General features: G+C 37.2%; 23 protein-coding genes. 4 read left to right on the top strand and 19 right to left on the bottom strand.

All coding sequences use genetic code 11. The features are described 5' to 3' along the window. Position 1: 1 nt before the first annotated feature. From AC4CU2_RS08790 to AC4CU2_RS08760, 7 genes are all read right to left on the bottom strand, one after another. Positions 2-1243: a hypothetical protein gene (locus AC4CU2_RS08790; protein ID WP_490768657.1), complete on the bottom strand. Its 1242-nt coding sequence runs from the start codon at positions 1241-1243 to the stop codon at positions 2-4. Positions 1244-1329: 86 nt separating this feature from the next. Beyond that, on the bottom strand, positions 1330-1548 hold the full coding sequence (locus AC4CU2_RS08785) for a hypothetical protein (protein ID WP_490768656.1): 219 nt from the start codon (positions 1546-1548) through the stop codon (positions 1330-1332). 12 nt (positions 1549-1560) lie between these two features. After that, positions 1561-1737 (bottom strand): hypothetical protein, encoded by a 177-nt coding sequence (locus AC4CU2_RS08780; RefSeq protein WP_490768655.1) that lies wholly within the window; start codon positions 1735-1737, stop codon positions 1561-1563. A gap of 12 nt (positions 1738-1749) precedes the next feature. Further along, entirely contained in the window at positions 1750-2046 is a 297-nt protein-coding gene (locus AC4CU2_RS08775) for a hypothetical protein (RefSeq protein ID WP_490768654.1), read from the bottom strand. Continuing rightward, positions 2036-3397, bottom strand: a complete 1362-nt coding sequence (locus AC4CU2_RS08770; RefSeq protein ID WP_490768653.1) for a replication initiation factor domain-containing protein — start codon at positions 3395-3397, stop codon at positions 2036-2038. Before AC4CU2_RS08770 ends, AC4CU2_RS08775 begins: the two co-directional genes overlap by 11 nt. Before the next feature lie 2 nt (positions 3398-3399). Continuing rightward, the gene (locus tag AC4CU2_RS08765) at positions 3400-3585 is read right to left on the bottom strand and encodes a hypothetical protein (RefSeq protein WP_490768652.1); all 186 of its coding nucleotides are present in this window, start codon (positions 3583-3585) and stop codon (positions 3400-3402) included. Between the two features lie 111 nt (positions 3586-3696). Then, positions 3697-3948 (bottom strand): hypothetical protein, encoded by a 252-nt coding sequence (locus AC4CU2_RS08760; RefSeq protein ID WP_490768651.1) that lies wholly within the window; start codon positions 3946-3948, stop codon positions 3697-3699. Between the two features lie 112 nt (positions 3949-4060). On the opposite strand from AC4CU2_RS08760, the gene AC4CU2_RS08755 reads away from it, so the two are divergent. Next, complete coding sequence (locus AC4CU2_RS08755; RefSeq protein WP_490768650.1) at positions 4061-4255, top strand: hypothetical protein; 195 nt, start codon at positions 4061-4063, stop codon at positions 4253-4255. Positions 4256-4326: 71 nt separating this feature from the next. Beyond that, complete coding sequence (locus AC4CU2_RS08750) at positions 4327-4776, top strand: hypothetical protein (RefSeq protein ID WP_490768649.1); 450 nt, start codon at positions 4327-4329, stop codon at positions 4774-4776. A gap of 664 nt (positions 4777-5440) precedes the next feature. On the opposite strand, the gene AC4CU2_RS08745 is transcribed toward AC4CU2_RS08750, so the two are convergent. The 9 genes from AC4CU2_RS08745 to AC4CU2_RS08705 all read right to left on the bottom strand — a co-directional run bounded on the left by AC4CU2_RS08745 (position 5441) and on the right by AC4CU2_RS08705 (position 11172). Next, the gene (locus AC4CU2_RS08745) at positions 5441-6859 is read right to left on the bottom strand and encodes a zonular occludens toxin domain-containing protein (protein ID WP_490768659.1); all 1419 of its coding nucleotides are present in this window, start codon (positions 6857-6859) and stop codon (positions 5441-5443) included. Positions 6860-6942: 83 nt separating this feature from the next. Continuing rightward, positions 6943-7224 carry a DUF2523 family protein gene (locus AC4CU2_RS08740; protein WP_490768658.1) on the bottom strand — a complete coding sequence of 94 codons (282 nt, stop codon included), beginning with the start codon at positions 7222-7224 and terminating at the stop codon, positions 6943-6945. Position 7225: 1 nt separating this feature from the next. Further along, positions 7226-8467, bottom strand: a complete 1242-nt coding sequence (locus tag AC4CU2_RS08735; protein ID WP_490768657.1) for a hypothetical protein — start codon at positions 8465-8467, stop codon at positions 7226-7228. Between the two features lie 86 nt (positions 8468-8553). Then, positions 8554-8772 (bottom strand): hypothetical protein, encoded by a 219-nt coding sequence (locus AC4CU2_RS08730; RefSeq protein ID WP_490768656.1) that lies wholly within the window; start codon positions 8770-8772, stop codon positions 8554-8556. A 12-nt stretch (positions 8773-8784) separates the two neighbouring features. Further along, on the bottom strand, positions 8785-8961 hold the full coding sequence (locus AC4CU2_RS08725) for a hypothetical protein (protein WP_490768655.1): 177 nt from the start codon (positions 8959-8961) through the stop codon (positions 8785-8787). Positions 8962-8973: 12 nt separating this feature from the next. Then, entirely contained in the window at positions 8974-9270 is a 297-nt protein-coding gene (locus tag AC4CU2_RS08720; protein ID WP_490768654.1) for a hypothetical protein, read from the bottom strand. Further along, on the bottom strand, positions 9260-10621 hold the full coding sequence (locus tag AC4CU2_RS08715; RefSeq protein WP_490768653.1) for a replication initiation factor domain-containing protein: 1362 nt from the start codon (positions 10619-10621) through the stop codon (positions 9260-9262). The genes AC4CU2_RS08720 and AC4CU2_RS08715 overlap by 11 nt, the downstream gene beginning before the upstream one ends. Positions 10622-10623: 2 nt before the next feature. Next, positions 10624-10809, bottom strand: a complete 186-nt coding sequence (locus AC4CU2_RS08710) for a hypothetical protein (RefSeq protein ID WP_490768652.1) — start codon at positions 10807-10809, stop codon at positions 10624-10626. 111 nt (positions 10810-10920) lie between these two features. Continuing rightward, positions 10921-11172, bottom strand: coding sequence for a hypothetical protein (locus AC4CU2_RS08705; RefSeq protein WP_490768651.1), 252 nt, complete (start codon positions 11170-11172; stop codon positions 10921-10923). 112 nt (positions 11173-11284) lie between these two features. On the opposite strand from AC4CU2_RS08705, the gene AC4CU2_RS08700 reads away from it, so the two are divergent. After that, on the top strand, positions 11285-11479 hold the full coding sequence (locus AC4CU2_RS08700) for a hypothetical protein (RefSeq protein ID WP_490768650.1): 195 nt from the start codon (positions 11285-11287) through the stop codon (positions 11477-11479). 71 nt (positions 11480-11550) lie between these two features. Then, the gene (locus AC4CU2_RS08695) at positions 11551-12000 is read left to right on the top strand and encodes a hypothetical protein (RefSeq protein WP_490768649.1); all 450 of its coding nucleotides are present in this window, start codon (positions 11551-11553) and stop codon (positions 11998-12000) included. A gap of 664 nt (positions 12001-12664) precedes the next feature. Here AC4CU2_RS08695 and AC4CU2_RS08690 read toward each other — a convergent pair. The 3 genes from AC4CU2_RS08690 to AC4CU2_RS08680 all read right to left on the bottom strand — a co-directional run bounded on the left by AC4CU2_RS08690 (position 12665) and on the right by AC4CU2_RS08680 (position 15691). After that, positions 12665-14083 carry a zonular occludens toxin domain-containing protein gene (locus AC4CU2_RS08690; RefSeq protein ID WP_490768659.1) on the bottom strand — a complete coding sequence of 473 codons (1419 nt, stop codon included), beginning with the start codon at positions 14081-14083 and terminating at the stop codon, positions 12665-12667. A gap of 83 nt (positions 14084-14166) precedes the next feature. Next, positions 14167-14448: a DUF2523 family protein gene (locus AC4CU2_RS08685; protein ID WP_490768658.1), complete on the bottom strand. Its 282-nt coding sequence runs from the start codon at positions 14446-14448 to the stop codon at positions 14167-14169. Position 14449: 1 nt separating this feature from the next. Continuing rightward, a complete protein-coding gene (locus AC4CU2_RS08680; RefSeq protein ID WP_490768657.1) occupies positions 14450-15691 on the bottom strand; it encodes a hypothetical protein in 1242 nt (413 codons plus the stop codon). Positions 15692-15726 lie beyond the last annotated feature (35 nt).

Raw genomic sequence — 15726 nt, 5'->3', positions numbered from 1 at the left:
TTTATATGTCCTTAATAATCATGATGGCTAAAACAAAAGCTAATAATTGTAATACTGGAGCAAGCTTTTCAATTTCCGGGCAATATTCAGAAACACTTATAGAATCGGTATAAGTGGTATTAAAAACAGGAAGAGGGATATTTACATCAATGGGAGCAGGGCAAGAAGATGAACTAATTTTAATAAGCTCTTCGTCTATTTCCTTTTTTTCGATTTCTTTAGTTGGTAAATCAGGTTCATCTATTTCTTGGGGTTTTTGCATCCAATCAATAAAAAGACATAATTGGGGAAACCATTCACAAGCATTGGGGAATTGCATAGCAATGGATGAAGTTTCAGCAGGCTTAACGACTTCACCCGTAACAGGGTCTACAACTTCAGGAGTTGTTATTTCACCTTCGATGTCTGTATCTGATGGATAAGAAGTATTTTTATCTAATTCAGTAGCAATAGGACGAGCTTTGGTATCATCTGTTTCAGCTTCACCAACTACGGCAGCAGCAGCAGCTTGAGTAACTGGAGTGGCGATAGGTACAGCAGGATTACCTGTTTTTACTTCTGTTTCAGCTTGATCTATAACCATTTGACCTAACGTAACTAAATTTAATGGTTTGCCATCTTTGTCATTAATAGGAACTGCTTGAGGTAATGGTGCAGATGGGTTGTAATTTGGGTTTGAATCTCCATTAATCCCGACATTATGAATATCGGTGTATTGACCTTGCGCACCAGTTTTTACGCTACATTTAGCGTAATAAGATGATCCGCTGGAATGAAAAGCACTTACGAGAGAAACACTAAAAGCGGAACGGTAATAATCTTTAGAGCAAACATAATTAGCAGCAGCATTTAAAGATGAAAATTGCTTTGCGTTAACAGTATAAATAATTGCTAAATGAGGACCAATTTCTTCAGAACGCTTTGTAACTTTGCCACCCTCGTCAATTATCCAATCGACACCATCCAATAATAAATCGACAGCGCCAATGACAGCAGCAGTACCCAAATTTTTACCCATAAAACGACCAACTTGGGAAGCAGATGGAATTACATTTGCAGAACTAGTAACAGCTCTTGAAGCACCATTAATAATAACGTCTTTAGTAGCTGTAATTTTTGCTCCAATGCCCTGAGCGACGTTAGAAGTTATACGCCAACCACCAATAGAACCGCCAACAGCGTTCGCATTAGAATGACCTGATACTAAAAGGAAAAATAACAAGAAAAAGGCGATATTCTTCATTTTAAAATCCTCGCAAAAGCTATAAGCATGATCACAAGAATAAAATAGTTAAGAAACGATTCTGAACTCATGATCATGCACCAAAATTACTTGCGGACAATGCCAAGAACTTTTGCTACAACTACCGCAGCAATCGTTAAACCCAATGCCCAAAGAGCACCCGCTTTCATTGATTCGTCAGCACCCGCAGCAGTAGCAGCAGCAGTCACCTCAGTACCAGTAATTAACGCTTCTGCCATAGCTGGTTGAGTTACAGCCAAAGTTACAAGACCCAAGCCGATAGCAGTTTTAATACCTTTATTCATAAGATTTTCCTCTTATTTAATTACACGTAATGTCATGCGAAATGCAAAGACAGACAAAAATATACCTATCGCCCACTTTAAAAGCTCATTACGAGCTTCATCAGTAAGCTCAGGCAGAACAGGACTGTAAACAGCCCACTGAACACACGCTTGCGTAGCTGTATCTACAATTTCACAGACGTATGCCATTTTTTAAAATCCTTAAGCCTTAGGGGCTGTTTTTTCAGGGATGAGATCAATCAAGATGGTGCGTGTGTCTTTACCATTGGAGACGATCTGCATGACTGCTTCGGCTTTAAATGGATATTCAAGCTTTTCGATGCGGTCATAGTTGTCAGAGCTACCCCAGCCATATTCAGAAGTGACTGAACCCGAAGCTCGTTCCCCTGCTTTGATTTCAGTTTCGATATAAACCTTGGTGTTATCGTAAGGACGACCGTTATAGTCACCTTTAGATGGACGAGCACCACGTACAATTACATTTGATTTAAGAAGCATGGATAAATTCCTTATAAGCAGACATGTTCACCAGTGGTTTACCGACAAAAAGCGGCATCTCTTCCAATGATGTTGGTTTAGTTTCAAAGTGTTGATTTAAACGAATTGACTGCATGACAGCAGCGTGTGAAAACTTGAGACGTTTTGGGACTTCATCTTTATCGGATGAAATCATGTTGATTAATTCTTGAGGTTCGACCACTTTGGCAAATTGACGGATGTATTTTCCGAATTGAACCTTAAGAAAGTCGATTGCTTTATCCCAACTGATTTCAGATTGTTTTTTAACAACTTTTGTTTTTTCAGGGGTGCAAAAATCTTTTTCTAATTGCTTGGCAAGCCACTCAAAGCAAGGATAAGCACCTAGAAAGTACTGAGACGGTGAAAGTAAAATATCAAGCGGGATATAACGGTCTTTAGACTTAAATTCGACTTCAGCACGTACCCAAGGGCTTAAAGGACTACCCTCCTTTTTTCCACGTTCATAAAAACGTGCATATTTTCCACTGGTACGATCACCAACAGCAAAAGTACGGCCTTTACCGTTTGGACGTTTCCAAGGGCCAATCTTTTCTATTTTAGGTTGACGGCCACCACACCAAAATCCGCCTACATCATCCCATTCATCGGCCTGATCTACAGTGATGTATTGACCCTCAAAGTCATCATAGGCAAGGTCGACGCGGGTTAATTTAGGTTCACGTGGGCCAGTTTCTTTTAAGAAACCTGTTTGAGGATCATAAAATTTTTGGTAAGACGTGAGGTATTGATATAAACGGACTTGCCAACCCTTGCGAGCTAAAGCACACCCAGTACCATTGATTTGTATTGAAATACGACGAGAGCTATGACCGTATAAAACCATGCCCATTTTGTCTTGTAATTCGTATGCAAACTTGTAGTTATGCATACCGTTTTGACGTTTTTCACCAAGACCGAAGCCGAATATTTCATGCAAATGATGATCTAAAAACGTTTCTATTCCATAGGTTAGCTCTGAATCAGCAGTCATCGGATCAAGTGAATAATATTCTTGGCCTAAAGTTGACTGACAAAATCCAAAAGTAATCCAATCGTGCGAAGCAATCCCATATTCATCACATGGTACAGAATGTAGAACTGGAACATTTCCTTTCTCCGTGAGAACCATTTTGCAATTGTCTAGGCGACGAGGGAAGGTGAATTCATCATATTGGAGACGAGGATCCAATGTCGTAACCCCCATATTATAAATGGGGGTAGAAAAATCAGTCAGGCGACTAGATTCTGCTGAGAAGAATTGTGCAGATTTAGGGCTTTCCACCGTGTTTTTACGGGTTTGGGTTGTTTTTTGATCAGCTTTTTTAGTCATGATTAAAACTCACCAGAACAATTATGAAATTCAAGATCGGAAAAATAAGAAACTAAAGAACCACAATGAGGACAAGAAACAGATGCATGAGATTCAGACTCAAAACCAAATATCTGATCAAGTAAATCAGAATCTTGATCTTGAGAAGATGGAGTTAAAGCAATTTGAACAACAGTAGAATTCTTCATTTCATCCCTCACACTTAGACATATGAAATGGCAAATACTGGTGATGAAATCTTGAGAAGCACTTCGGGCACTCAACATCAACAGATCCTAGAACGATGCTTAAAATTCTCATTAGCAATCCCCCATTTCTTCTTTTAATTCAGCGTTTGTTTTTTTGTATAAATCTGCATGAACATCAATCAGCGAATAGTCATAAGCCATTTCTGACGCAACAAATGCTAAGTGCTCCAAGCACTGCTCTGTGGAGAAAGCAGGTACAAAGTTATCTAATGCACATTGGCCATGTTGAGAAACAAGCTCTGCCACCCTGTTAAATGCTGCTTGGGTGAAGTCTTGTGGACCATTAAAAGTGATTGATTTCATATTTATGATTTATCACAGATGATATTTGTTTGTTTTATAACACTTGATTTGTGATATTGCAACATATCGTAAAATATAAATCAGATATGATGTCGAAATTTTGGAGAAGACAATGGCTATAACTATTCGCTTGAGAGACGAAGAAGAAGAGATGATTAAGGATGTAACACTGGAAATGATGTTCGAGAAAAAACTAAGAATCAAAGAATCTGATGTTATACATACCCTAATCAGAAAGCATCTAAAGGACATAAAAACTGAGGATGTTATGAAGTACCGAGCGGAAATACTTAAAAAAGACGATTGATTATTTACGTTGATCCAGATTATTAGACAGATATCAGGGGAGTTATATCCCCTATTTTTTTAATGGGGAAAATGATGATTGCTATATTCTGTTTAATTTTAGGTTTAATTATTGGTTATCTCTGGAGAGATTCAAAACAAGAAAAATCAAAAGAAATCCAACAAAAAACAAGAAATGTGTACCTAAACTACAATGAAAGGCAGCGTGAAAAAATCCGCTATCACAATGATGCGGACAGAATCAGACAACTAAATTTACTTTCGCCAAACGAAAGTAAATTCATGAGATTGCTTCAACACCAATTTGAAGACCATAAACTTATTGTAAAAGACAGACGTTTTTATATAGCAGATCGGGACAACTACCCTATTGCTATATTTGAATATCGAGATGGAACAAAAAAGTTAAAAGTAGAAGATACCGAAGAAGGAACACCAGTGTTTCTATACAAAGCAATTTTATCAAGCGAAGCAATTTTAGAAGATAAAGCAAAGCTCAGAGCCGAATGTCGCATAACGTAATTTTATGTTAAATAGCATATCCAAGACTGTGGCCTACGCAACTCAGTTGGTGCCACAGCTCAGCAACGTGAATCTGTAAAATTATATTCACGTTGCTGAGTATCCTAATGAACATAATATACGTTATGCCGAAATCCGTGAGCATTATCCAAATATCATCTGGTATCCACCCGACCAAACAAATAATTTAAAAGCGAAGACCACAGCAACAATAAAAAGCTGAATCAGCATAAGAAAATAAATTAAATCATCTTTTGTAATCATCTAAATCATCCCTATTTTGATTTAAATTTAGTCAATCGTAACCCGCATGTTATAAGCCACTAGTTCGTCATTACAGCCTGTTTATTGTGTGATCTAACTTAATAAAAAGCTGTTTTAAATCATCAATTTGCTGTGAATAGTCAAAATCAGATAACTGCATGTATTCTAAATGTTTTTCTAGGCATTCACGCATAAAAATATAATCTTCTCTGCGTAAAACACCTTTATTTCTACTGTATACAATTGTGCTATATACGTGTCTATTACTCATATCAGTTCGCACCCATTCGGGATGCTCTACCCCTACCGATCAAGCTTAAATGGGAGCTGTAATCAAGGAAAAGAGGTTTTGTAATTCAATGGCATCAGTTCGGGGACACTCCGTCCCCTCTATTAAGATTCACTCAAAATATTTTGTTTTTGGTTCACCAAGCGCAATTTGCTCAACTTGTACATTTGCATTTTGAGCAGCTATCATTTTTTCAGCTTCCAAACGTGCAAGGGTATTAATCAATTCACTAGAAAAATTTGATGCACTGGAAGCTTGTACAGGAGGTGAAGAGCTAGGCTTTTCATAATAGTAGTCAAAAGGTCTATCACCGTTAGCAAGTCTGAAACAATCTTTAGTAGATACATTATGCATGATAGTGCCTTGCTGACTGTAGGCCGTGCATTTGCCATTGTAGACAATCGCATTTTTGAAACGTGGGAAATCTTTAGGTTCAAAGTCTTGAACAGTATATTCAACGTCATAAGGTTTAGCTGGATCATAAACATTGACAGGGGCAATACTTAATCCCTTGTTTGTAATTTCTTGAATATATTTTTTACACTCAGGTTTATCAAGATTCACAGCAGATCGGCAAAGATCATTTAAATCTTTTTGTTGATTATCAGCATTCAGTAAAGGCTGTTTTGGTAATTCATTTTGTACAGGTGGAGGGGTAGCAGTTGTTTGTTTTGGGCCGAAAAAGTCCATTGTGTATTTATAACCGCCAGCCATTAAAAAAATAGGTAGTAGTGCTACAGCATACCAAAGCTTAGGAAAATTTGATTTTGGATGAGATTCAGCAGATACGTAATACTTATACAAATGTTTTGGATAACGCCAAAAACGAGTAGTAATTGCGTTTTTACGTGTCATCATGCCAAAATTTTCTTGTAATTCAGCATAATTATAAATGATTGCAAAATTCATTTTGAATAAACGTCTTAAAATGATGTGCTCAGAGATTGAAGCTCGCACATGCTCATTTAATAAAGTGGGACGTTGTGTAATGAAATAAATATCTATACCGAAATGACCATGCATAGTTAATGCACGACCAATATCTAAAATTTCCTCTTTTCGTTTTAGATTATTTTTATCAAAAGCATCTTTAACAAGCCTAACCAAAGATTCTTTTTCTTTAACTTTTAAAGACAGAGGGAGCTCAGGATATTGGTTTATAACTTTTAAAACAGTTAAAAGATTGGTTTTTTCATCAGTAGATAATTGCTCATAGTCATTAATTAAAAGTATAAATTCATCATAAGGAACACGACTAATTAATTCTTTATCTTTTAATAAATCATTTTTACAGAATGCGGGATGTTCGTGCGCTTCATCATGAACATATAAAGCACCATTCGGCAAAGTGCGCCAATCAAAAGGGTTATCAGGACGAGAGACAGCAGGCAAGACGCCAGGTAATTTACAACCAATGATATTCGTATAAATCAATCGGTCAGGATTATCAATAACCGCTTTTTCTAGTATCTCCATTGTGTATAGAGATTTACCAGTTCTAGGCGGTGCGCTGATTACAGTAGCAACCATTTTTTATTCTCCTTTATCGGGTAAAGCGCTCGCTCCTTTGTCTTCGTTACCTCAGACCATAGCGCGCGCGCTCCCTCCCCGATCTATGTCGAAACACCAACGATTACTTTGGCAAGCTTTACATAGATAAGAACTTGTACAGCACTCAATATAATTGAAAGGCATTTATCTATTTCAAGAAGCTTTAGAAAACTCAAAGCAAAAGCGGGCAATTGATTCATGTTTGTTTGCGCAGTTTGAATTAAAGAATCAAGTAATTCAGAAACAAACGGAAATGTTAGAAGAGTTAAACCAGCACCTAAAAGAACACGTGCTAGTAGGCTTGAAATTATTGAGGTTAAAATAATCCCTAGGACATACGGCATTTTATATGTCCTTAATAATCATGATGGCTAAAACAAAAGCTAATAATTGTAATACTGGAGCAAGCTTTTCAATTTCCGGGCAATATTCAGAAACACTTATAGAATCGGTATAAGTGGTATTAAAAACAGGAAGAGGGATATTTACATCAATGGGAGCAGGGCAAGAAGATGAACTAATTTTAATAAGCTCTTCGTCTATTTCCTTTTTTTCGATTTCTTTAGTTGGTAAATCAGGTTCATCTATTTCTTGGGGTTTTTGCATCCAATCAATAAAAAGACATAATTGGGGAAACCATTCACAAGCATTGGGGAATTGCATAGCAATGGATGAAGTTTCAGCAGGCTTAACGACTTCACCCGTAACAGGGTCTACAACTTCAGGAGTTGTTATTTCACCTTCGATGTCTGTATCTGATGGATAAGAAGTATTTTTATCTAATTCAGTAGCAATAGGACGAGCTTTGGTATCATCTGTTTCAGCTTCACCAACTACGGCAGCAGCAGCAGCTTGAGTAACTGGAGTGGCGATAGGTACAGCAGGATTACCTGTTTTTACTTCTGTTTCAGCTTGATCTATAACCATTTGACCTAACGTAACTAAATTTAATGGTTTGCCATCTTTGTCATTAATAGGAACTGCTTGAGGTAATGGTGCAGATGGGTTGTAATTTGGGTTTGAATCTCCATTAATCCCGACATTATGAATATCGGTGTATTGACCTTGCGCACCAGTTTTTACGCTACATTTAGCGTAATAAGATGATCCGCTGGAATGAAAAGCACTTACGAGAGAAACACTAAAAGCGGAACGGTAATAATCTTTAGAGCAAACATAATTAGCAGCAGCATTTAAAGATGAAAATTGCTTTGCGTTAACAGTATAAATAATTGCTAAATGAGGACCAATTTCTTCAGAACGCTTTGTAACTTTGCCACCCTCGTCAATTATCCAATCGACACCATCCAATAATAAATCGACAGCGCCAATGACAGCAGCAGTACCCAAATTTTTACCCATAAAACGACCAACTTGGGAAGCAGATGGAATTACATTTGCAGAACTAGTAACAGCTCTTGAAGCACCATTAATAATAACGTCTTTAGTAGCTGTAATTTTTGCTCCAATGCCCTGAGCGACGTTAGAAGTTATACGCCAACCACCAATAGAACCGCCAACAGCGTTCGCATTAGAATGACCTGATACTAAAAGGAAAAATAACAAGAAAAAGGCGATATTCTTCATTTTAAAATCCTCGCAAAAGCTATAAGCATGATCACAAGAATAAAATAGTTAAGAAACGATTCTGAACTCATGATCATGCACCAAAATTACTTGCGGACAATGCCAAGAACTTTTGCTACAACTACCGCAGCAATCGTTAAACCCAATGCCCAAAGAGCACCCGCTTTCATTGATTCGTCAGCACCCGCAGCAGTAGCAGCAGCAGTCACCTCAGTACCAGTAATTAACGCTTCTGCCATAGCTGGTTGAGTTACAGCCAAAGTTACAAGACCCAAGCCGATAGCAGTTTTAATACCTTTATTCATAAGATTTTCCTCTTATTTAATTACACGTAATGTCATGCGAAATGCAAAGACAGACAAAAATATACCTATCGCCCACTTTAAAAGCTCATTACGAGCTTCATCAGTAAGCTCAGGCAGAACAGGACTGTAAACAGCCCACTGAACACACGCTTGCGTAGCTGTATCTACAATTTCACAGACGTATGCCATTTTTTAAAATCCTTAAGCCTTAGGGGCTGTTTTTTCAGGGATGAGATCAATCAAGATGGTGCGTGTGTCTTTACCATTGGAGACGATCTGCATGACTGCTTCGGCTTTAAATGGATATTCAAGCTTTTCGATGCGGTCATAGTTGTCAGAGCTACCCCAGCCATATTCAGAAGTGACTGAACCCGAAGCTCGTTCCCCTGCTTTGATTTCAGTTTCGATATAAACCTTGGTGTTATCGTAAGGACGACCGTTATAGTCACCTTTAGATGGACGAGCACCACGTACAATTACATTTGATTTAAGAAGCATGGATAAATTCCTTATAAGCAGACATGTTCACCAGTGGTTTACCGACAAAAAGCGGCATCTCTTCCAATGATGTTGGTTTAGTTTCAAAGTGTTGATTTAAACGAATTGACTGCATGACAGCAGCGTGTGAAAACTTGAGACGTTTTGGGACTTCATCTTTATCGGATGAAATCATGTTGATTAATTCTTGAGGTTCGACCACTTTGGCAAATTGACGGATGTATTTTCCGAATTGAACCTTAAGAAAGTCGATTGCTTTATCCCAACTGATTTCAGATTGTTTTTTAACAACTTTTGTTTTTTCAGGGGTGCAAAAATCTTTTTCTAATTGCTTGGCAAGCCACTCAAAGCAAGGATAAGCACCTAGAAAGTACTGAGACGGTGAAAGTAAAATATCAAGCGGGATATAACGGTCTTTAGACTTAAATTCGACTTCAGCACGTACCCAAGGGCTTAAAGGACTACCCTCCTTTTTTCCACGTTCATAAAAACGTGCATATTTTCCACTGGTACGATCACCAACAGCAAAAGTACGGCCTTTACCGTTTGGACGTTTCCAAGGGCCAATCTTTTCTATTTTAGGTTGACGGCCACCACACCAAAATCCGCCTACATCATCCCATTCATCGGCCTGATCTACAGTGATGTATTGACCCTCAAAGTCATCATAGGCAAGGTCGACGCGGGTTAATTTAGGTTCACGTGGGCCAGTTTCTTTTAAGAAACCTGTTTGAGGATCATAAAATTTTTGGTAAGACGTGAGGTATTGATATAAACGGACTTGCCAACCCTTGCGAGCTAAAGCACACCCAGTACCATTGATTTGTATTGAAATACGACGAGAGCTATGACCGTATAAAACCATGCCCATTTTGTCTTGTAATTCGTATGCAAACTTGTAGTTATGCATACCGTTTTGACGTTTTTCACCAAGACCGAAGCCGAATATTTCATGCAAATGATGATCTAAAAACGTTTCTATTCCATAGGTTAGCTCTGAATCAGCAGTCATCGGATCAAGTGAATAATATTCTTGGCCTAAAGTTGACTGACAAAATCCAAAAGTAATCCAATCGTGCGAAGCAATCCCATATTCATCACATGGTACAGAATGTAGAACTGGAACATTTCCTTTCTCCGTGAGAACCATTTTGCAATTGTCTAGGCGACGAGGGAAGGTGAATTCATCATATTGGAGACGAGGATCCAATGTCGTAACCCCCATATTATAAATGGGGGTAGAAAAATCAGTCAGGCGACTAGATTCTGCTGAGAAGAATTGTGCAGATTTAGGGCTTTCCACCGTGTTTTTACGGGTTTGGGTTGTTTTTTGATCAGCTTTTTTAGTCATGATTAAAACTCACCAGAACAATTATGAAATTCAAGATCGGAAAAATAAGAAACTAAAGAACCACAATGAGGACAAGAAACAGATGCATGAGATTCAGACTCAAAACCAAATATCTGATCAAGTAAATCAGAATCTTGATCTTGAGAAGATGGAGTTAAAGCAATTTGAACAACAGTAGAATTCTTCATTTCATCCCTCACACTTAGACATATGAAATGGCAAATACTGGTGATGAAATCTTGAGAAGCACTTCGGGCACTCAACATCAACAGATCCTAGAACGATGCTTAAAATTCTCATTAGCAATCCCCCATTTCTTCTTTTAATTCAGCGTTTGTTTTTTTGTATAAATCTGCATGAACATCAATCAGCGAATAGTCATAAGCCATTTCTGACGCAACAAATGCTAAGTGCTCCAAGCACTGCTCTGTGGAGAAAGCAGGTACAAAGTTATCTAATGCACATTGGCCATGTTGAGAAACAAGCTCTGCCACCCTGTTAAATGCTGCTTGGGTGAAGTCTTGTGGACCATTAAAAGTGATTGATTTCATATTTATGATTTATCACAGATGATATTTGTTTGTTTTATAACACTTGATTTGTGATATTGCAACATATCGTAAAATATAAATCAGATATGATGTCGAAATTTTGGAGAAGACAATGGCTATAACTATTCGCTTGAGAGACGAAGAAGAAGAGATGATTAAGGATGTAACACTGGAAATGATGTTCGAGAAAAAACTAAGAATCAAAGAATCTGATGTTATACATACCCTAATCAGAAAGCATCTAAAGGACATAAAAACTGAGGATGTTATGAAGTACCGAGCGGAAATACTTAAAAAAGACGATTGATTATTTACGTTGATCCAGATTATTAGACAGATATCAGGGGAGTTATATCCCCTATTTTTTTAATGGGGAAAATGATGATTGCTATATTCTGTTTAATTTTAGGTTTAATTATTGGTTATCTCTGGAGAGATTCAAAACAAGAAAAATCAAAAGAAATCCAACAAAAAACAAGAAATGTGTACCTAAACTACAATGAAAGGCAGCGTGAAAAAATCCGCTATCACAATGATGCGGACAGAATCAGACAACTAAATTTACTTTCGCCAAACGAAAGTAAATTCATGAGATTGCTTCAACACCAATTTGAAGACCATAAACTTATTGTAAAAGACAGACGTTTTTATATAGCAGATCGGGACAACTACCCTATTGCTATATTTGAATATCGAGATGGAACAAAAAAGTTAAAAGTAGAAGATACCGAAGAAGGAACACCAGTGTTTCTATACAAAGCAATTTTATCAAGCGAAGCAATTTTAGAAGATAAAGCAAAGCTCAGAGCCGAATGTCGCATAACGTAATTTTATGTTAAATAGCATATCCAAGACTGTGGCCTACGCAACTCAGTTGGTGCCACAGCTCAGCAACGTGAATCTGTAAAATTATATTCACGTTGCTGAGTATCCTAATGAACATAATATACGTTATGCCGAAATCCGTGAGCATTATCCAAATATCATCTGGTATCCACCCGACCAAACAAATAATTTAAAAGCGAAGACCACAGCAACAATAAAAAGCTGAATCAGCATAAGAAAATAAATTAAATCATCTTTTGTAATCATCTAAATCATCCCTATTTTGATTTAAATTTAGTCAATCGTAACCCGCATGTTATAAGCCACTAGTTCGTCATTACAGCCTGTTTATTGTGTGATCTAACTTAATAAAAAGCTGTTTTAAATCATCAATTTGCTGTGAATAGTCAAAATCAGATAACTGCATGTATTCTAAATGTTTTTCTAGGCATTCACGCATAAAAATATAATCTTCTCTGCGTAAAACACCTTTATTTCTACTGTATACAATTGTGCTATATACGTGTCTATTACTCATATCAGTTCGCACCCATTCGGGATGCTCTACCCCTACCGATCAAGCTTAAATGGGAGCTGTAATCAAGGAAAAGAGGTTTTGTAATTCAATGGCATCAGTTCGGGGACACTCCGTCCCCTCTATTAAGATTCACTCAAAATATTTTGTTTTTGGTTCACCAAGCGCAATTTGCTCAACTTGTACATTTGCATTTTGAGCAGCTATCATTTTTTCAGCTTCCAAACGTGCAAGGGTATTAATCAATTCACTAGAAAAATTTGATGCACTGGAAGCTTGTACAGGAGGTGAAGAGCTAGGCTTTTCATAATAGTAGTCAAAAGGTCTATCACCGTTAGCAAGTCTGAAACAATCTTTAGTAGATACATTATGCATGATAGTGCCTTGCTGACTGTAGGCCGTGCATTTGCCATTGTAGACAATCGCATTTTTGAAACGTGGGAAATCTTTAGGTTCAAAGTCTTGAACAGTATATTCAACGTCATAAGGTTTAGCTGGATCATAAACATTGACAGGGGCAATACTTAATCCCTTGTTTGTAATTTCTTGAATATATTTTTTACACTCAGGTTTATCAAGATTCACAGCAGATCGGCAAAGATCATTTAAATCTTTTTGTTGATTATCAGCATTCAGTAAAGGCTGTTTTGGTAATTCATTTTGTACAGGTGGAGGGGTAGCAGTTGTTTGTTTTGGGCCGAAAAAGTCCATTGTGTATTTATAACCGCCAGCCATTAAAAAAATAGGTAGTAGTGCTACAGCATACCAAAGCTTAGGAAAATTTGATTTTGGATGAGATTCAGCAGATACGTAATACTTATACAAATGTTTTGGATAACGCCAAAAACGAGTAGTAATTGCGTTTTTACGTGTCATCATGCCAAAATTTTCTTGTAATTCAGCATAATTATAAATGATTGCAAAATTCATTTTGAATAAACGTCTTAAAATGATGTGCTCAGAGATTGAAGCTCGCACATGCTCATTTAATAAAGTGGGACGTTGTGTAATGAAATAAATATCTATACCGAAATGACCATGCATAGTTAATGCACGACCAATATCTAAAATTTCCTCTTTTCGTTTTAGATTATTTTTATCAAAAGCATCTTTAACAAGCCTAACCAAAGATTCTTTTTCTTTAACTTTTAAAGACAGAGGGAGCTCAGGATATTGGTTTATAACTTTTAAAACAGTTAAAAGATTGGTTTTTTCATCAGTAGATAATTGCTCATAGTCATTAATTAAAAGTATAAATTCATCATAAGGAACACGACTAATTAATTCTTTATCTTTTAATAAATCATTTTTACAGAATGCGGGATGTTCGTGCGCTTCATCATGAACATATAAAGCACCATTCGGCAAAGTGCGCCAATCAAAAGGGTTATCAGGACGAGAGACAGCAGGCAAGACGCCAGGTAATTTACAACCAATGATATTCGTATAAATCAATCGGTCAGGATTATCAATAACCGCTTTTTCTAGTATCTCCATTGTGTATAGAGATTTACCAGTTCTAGGCGGTGCGCTGATTACAGTAGCAACCATTTTTTATTCTCCTTTATCGGGTAAAGCGCTCGCTCCTTTGTCTTCGTTACCTCAGACCATAGCGCGCGCGCTCCCTCCCCGATCTATGTCGAAACACCAACGATTACTTTGGCAAGCTTTACATAGATAAGAACTTGTACAGCACTCAATATAATTGAAAGGCATTTATCTATTTCAAGAAGCTTTAGAAAACTCAAAGCAAAAGCGGGCAATTGATTCATGTTTGTTTGCGCAGTTTGAATTAAAGAATCAAGTAATTCAGAAACAAACGGAAATGTTAGAAGAGTTAAACCAGCACCTAAAAGAACACGTGCTAGTAGGCTTGAAATTATTGAGGTTAAAATAATCCCTAGGACATACGGCATTTTATATGTCCTTAATAATCATGATGGCTAAAACAAAAGCTAATAATTGTAATACTGGAGCAAGCTTTTCAATTTCCGGGCAATATTCAGAAACACTTATAGAATCGGTATAAGTGGTATTAAAAACAGGAAGAGGGATATTTACATCAATGGGAGCAGGGCAAGAAGATGAACTAATTTTAATAAGCTCTTCGTCTATTTCCTTTTTTTCGATTTCTTTAGTTGGTAAATCAGGTTCATCTATTTCTTGGGGTTTTTGCATCCAATCAATAAAAAGACATAATTGGGGAAACCATTCACAAGCATTGGGGAATTGCATAGCAATGGATGAAGTTTCAGCAGGCTTAACGACTTCACCCGTAACAGGGTCTACAACTTCAGGAGTTGTTATTTCACCTTCGATGTCTGTATCTGATGGATAAGAAGTATTTTTATCTAATTCAGTAGCAATAGGACGAGCTTTGGTATCATCTGTTTCAGCTTCACCAACTACGGCAGCAGCAGCAGCTTGAGTAACTGGAGTGGCGATAGGTACAGCAGGATTACCTGTTTTTACTTCTGTTTCAGCTTGATCTATAACCATTTGACCTAACGTAACTAAATTTAATGGTTTGCCATCTTTGTCATTAATAGGAACTGCTTGAGGTAATGGTGCAGATGGGTTGTAATTTGGGTTTGAATCTCCATTAATCCCGACATTATGAATATCGGTGTATTGACCTTGCGCACCAGTTTTTACGCTACATTTAGCGTAATAAGATGATCCGCTGGAATGAAAAGCACTTACGAGAGAAACACTAAAAGCGGAACGGTAATAATCTTTAGAGCAAACATAATTAGCAGCAGCATTTAAAGATGAAAATTGCTTTGCGTTAACAGTATAAATAATTGCTAAATGAGGACCAATTTCTTCAGAACGCTTTGTAACTTTGCCACCCTCGTCAATTATCCAATCGACACCATCCAATAATAAATCGACAGCGCCAATGACAGCAGCAGTACCCAAATTTTTACCCATAAAACGACCAACTTGGGAAGCAGATGGAATTACATTTGCAGAACTAGTAACAGCTCTTGAAGCACCATTAATAATAACGTCTTTAGTAGCTGTAATTTTTGCTCCAATGCCCTGAGCGACGTTAGAAGTTATACGCCAACCACCAATAGAACCGCCAACAGCGTTCGCATTAGAATGACCTGATACTAAAAGGAAAAATAACAAGAAAAAGGCGATATTCTTCATTTTAAAATCCTCGCAAAAGCTATAAGCATGATCAC

This window comes from Acinetobacter sp. 797_lipA, from assembly GCF_058243025.1.
This window is presented reverse-complemented; position numbering and strand designations above follow the sequence as displayed.